At 65.2% G+C, this 3,117-nt stretch carries 2 protein-coding genes; both read right to left on the bottom strand.

Annotated elements, in window-relative coordinates:
* Window positions 1-375: 375 nt before the first annotated feature.
* Window positions 376-1,044 (bottom strand): GNAT family N-acetyltransferase, encoded by a 669-nt coding sequence (locus VJ811_RS02655; protein WP_324070725.1) that lies wholly within the window; start codon window positions 1,042-1,044, stop codon window positions 376-378.
* 76 nt (window positions 1,045-1,120) lie between these two features.
* Window positions 1,121-2,944: a translation elongation factor 4 gene (gene lepA / locus VJ811_RS02650; RefSeq protein WP_324070724.1), complete on the bottom strand. Its 1,824-nt coding sequence runs from the start codon at window positions 2,942-2,944 to the stop codon at window positions 1,121-1,123.
* Window positions 2,945-3,117: the final 173 nt, after the last annotated feature.

The raw sequence follows: 3,117 nt of genomic DNA, 5'->3' as shown, positions 1-3,117 counted from the left end.
CACCATGCCCGAGGGCGCGGCCAAGGAAGCGACCGAAGCGAAGGCCGACGCCGTCGAAGCCGCCGGCGAGGAAAAGGCCAACGCGATGGACGACAATGGCGAAATCGCTCCGTCGGAAGTCGCCCCCACCACGCCGCCGGCCGACCCCGCGAAGAAATAAGGGCTGCCTCCCCTAAAGGGCAGGCTGAAGGGCGCCGGATGATTCCGGCGCCCTTTGTCGTGCGCGGCATATTTTCGCGAACCTGTGATCTCGATCACCCCCGCCCCGCGCAATCGCGGATATTGCCCCCGAATGGGACGGGAACTCGCTTCCAGCGAGCCATTTCACGGACCAACCCTTCCGCCGCCACCAGCGACCCAGGGCGGCGGGAGGGACTAGCCGCCGGCTTGTTCGAGCCCGCGCAGCACATCCTGCACCCCCGGCGCGTCGCGATCGGCGCGCAGCGCCGCGATCCCCGCCGCGACATCGAGCTTATAGTCGGCGACCCCCGCCGATTCGCCCGCCCACACCGCATCGAGCGACTTTACCAGCCGCCGCGCCGCGGCATTATCCGACAGCATATGCACGTCGAGCATATCGAGCCCCTCGGCATGACAATGGACGAGCAGCGCCGCGGTCATCATTCGCGCCAGCCCGCGCCCCTGGAATGCGTCGAGCACTGCGACCGAAAATTCACCCACCGGCCCATCATGCCGATGACGCACCGCATGCACCGCGCCGATCGGCGGCTGCTCCGGGCATTCGCTGCAGATTGCGCCCCACGCGATATGGTCGTGCCCGTCGACATCGGCGAGGCGCTCGACCACCGCGTCGGGCAGCACCGGCGCGGGCGAGAAAAAGCGCAGATAGCGCGACTCCGCCGACAATTTCGCGATCCCCTCGCGGATCAGCGGCGCGTCGTCGGGGGTGATCATGCGCAGGCACACCGCGGTGCCGTCGTTCAGCGTGCAGTGCACTGCGATATCCTCGATCCGCGGCGCCACCCGCAGCACCTTCCGCGCGCCTGCCTGCCCGTCCGTAACCTGCCCTCTCGTCACAGCCATCGCGGCCTCCTGCCCCCGCACGATAGGGGCGGCGCGCTTCGCCCGCAATCGTCGCCCCGCTTTCAGAAAAAGCGGATCAGGCGTCGTCGCCCATGCGGAGCGCGGCGATAAACGCCTCCTGCGGGATGTTGACGTTGCCATATTCGCGCATCCGCTTTTTGCCCTCTTTCTGCTTTTCCAGCAGCTTCTTCTTGCGGGTCGCGTCGCCGCCATAGCATTTGGCGGTGACGTCCTTGCGCAGCGCGGCGATGGTTTCGCGGGCGATCACTTTCCCGCCTATGGCGGCCTGGATCGGGATCTTGAACATGTGGCGCGGGATCAGGTCCTTCAGCCGCTCGCACATGCCGCGGCCGCGCGTTTCGGCGGTGCCGCGGTGGACGATCATGGAGAGCGCGTCGACCGGCTCGTTGTTGACGAGGATGCTCATCTTGACGAGGTCGCCGGGGCGGTGGCCGATCTGGTGATAGTCGAACGACGCATAACCGCGGCTTATGCTCTTGAGCCGGTCATAGAAATCGAACACGACTTCGTTGAGCGGCAGTTCATAGGTGATCTGCGCGCGGCCGCCCACATAGGTCAGGTTCTTCTGCACCCCGCGGCGATCCTGACACAGTTTCAGGATCGGGCCGAGATATTCGTCGGGCACGTAAATCACCGCCTCGATCCACGGTTCCTCGATTTCGTCGATGCGGTTCGGGTCGGGCATGTCGGCGGGGTTGTGGAGCTCGATCTCTTTCGCCGCCTCATTCTTCGTGTGGCCGAGCTTGAGCTTGTAGACCACCGACGGCGCGGTGGTGATCAGGTCGAGGTCATATTCGCGGGTCAGCCGCTCCTGGATGATCTCGAGGTGGAGCAGGCCGAGGAAGCCGCAGCGGAAGCCGAAGCCGAGCGCGGCCGAGCTTTCCATCTCGAACGAGAAGCTTGCATCGTTGAGGCGGAGCTTCTGGATGCTTTCGCGGAGCTTCTCGAAGTCGTTCGCGTCGGTCGGGAACATGCCGCAGAAGACGACGGGCTGGACTTCCTTGAACCCCGGCAGCGCCTGCGCCGCGGGCTTTTTCGCGTCGGTCACCGTGTCGCCGACGCGCGCCTGCGCGACGTCCTTGATCTGCGCGGTGATGAAGCCGATTTCGCCGGGGCCAAGCTCGGCGAGCTGCTCGATCTTCGGCGTGAAACAGCCGACGCGGTCGATCAAATGGGTGGTGCCCGCCTGCATGAACTTGATCTGCTGGCCTTTTTTGAGCACGCCGTCGATCACGCGGATCAGGATGACGACGCCGAGATAGGGGTCGTACCAGCTGTCGACGAGCATCGCGACGAGCGGCGCGGTGGCGTCGCCCTTCGGCGGCGGGATGCGCGTGACGATCGCCTCGAGCGCTTCCTCGATCCCGATGCCGGCCTTCGCGGAGGCGAGCACCGCGTCGTCGGCGGGCAGCCCGATGATGTCCTCGATCTCGGCCTTCACCTTGTCGACGTCGGCCGCGGGCAGGTCGATCTTGTTGATCACCGGCACGATTTCATGGTCGTGCTCGATCGACTGGTAGACGTTCGCCAGCGTCTGCGCCTCGACCCCCTGCGCCGCATCGACGACGAGCAACGCGCCCTCGCACGCCGCGAGCGACCGCGACACTTCATAGGCGAAGTCGACGTGGCCGGGCGTGTCCATGAGGTTGAGCTCATAGGTCTCGCCGTCCTTCGCGGTATATTTGAGGCGCACCGTCTGCGCCTTGATCGTGATCCCGCGCTCCTTCTCGATATCCATGTTATCAAGGACTTGCGCCGACATCTCGCGCGCGGTGAGCCCGCCGGTGAACTGGATCAGCCGGTCGGCGAGCGTCGATTTGCCATGGTCGATGTGCGCGATGATCGAAAAATTGCGGATATGCGAAAGGGGCGTGGTCATGCGCGGCGCACTAGCAGGGGTTTGCGGCGCTGTCAGCAGGGTCTTAAAGCCACAAAAGCCCCGCATGCGCGGGCCGGGATTGTGCCCTTTGTGGCTTTAGCGAGCCAAAGGTCAGGAAAGTTCAGCCCAATGGAGCATCCGTCCCCGTCGCTTCAGGCCGGGGCCAAAGGTCG

It is taken from the genome of Sphingopyxis sp. (assembly GCF_035250425.1).
In the GTDB taxonomy this organism is placed as follows: Bacteria; Pseudomonadota; Alphaproteobacteria; order Sphingomonadales; family Sphingomonadaceae; genus Sphingopyxis.
Note: the sequence above shows the minus strand (reverse complement) of the source record. Positions and strands in the feature narration are given on the sequence as shown.

What these genes read in the sequence shown, in the direction of transcription:
- lepA (WP_324070724.1), bottom strand. Translation starts at nt 2,944, where the DNA reads ATGACCACGCCCCTTTCGCATATCCGCAATTTTTCGATCATCGCGCAC.
- VJ811_RS02655 (WP_324070725.1), bottom strand. Translation starts at nt 1,044, where the DNA reads ATGGCTGTGACGAGAGGGCAGGTTACGGACGGGCAGGCAGGCGCGCGG.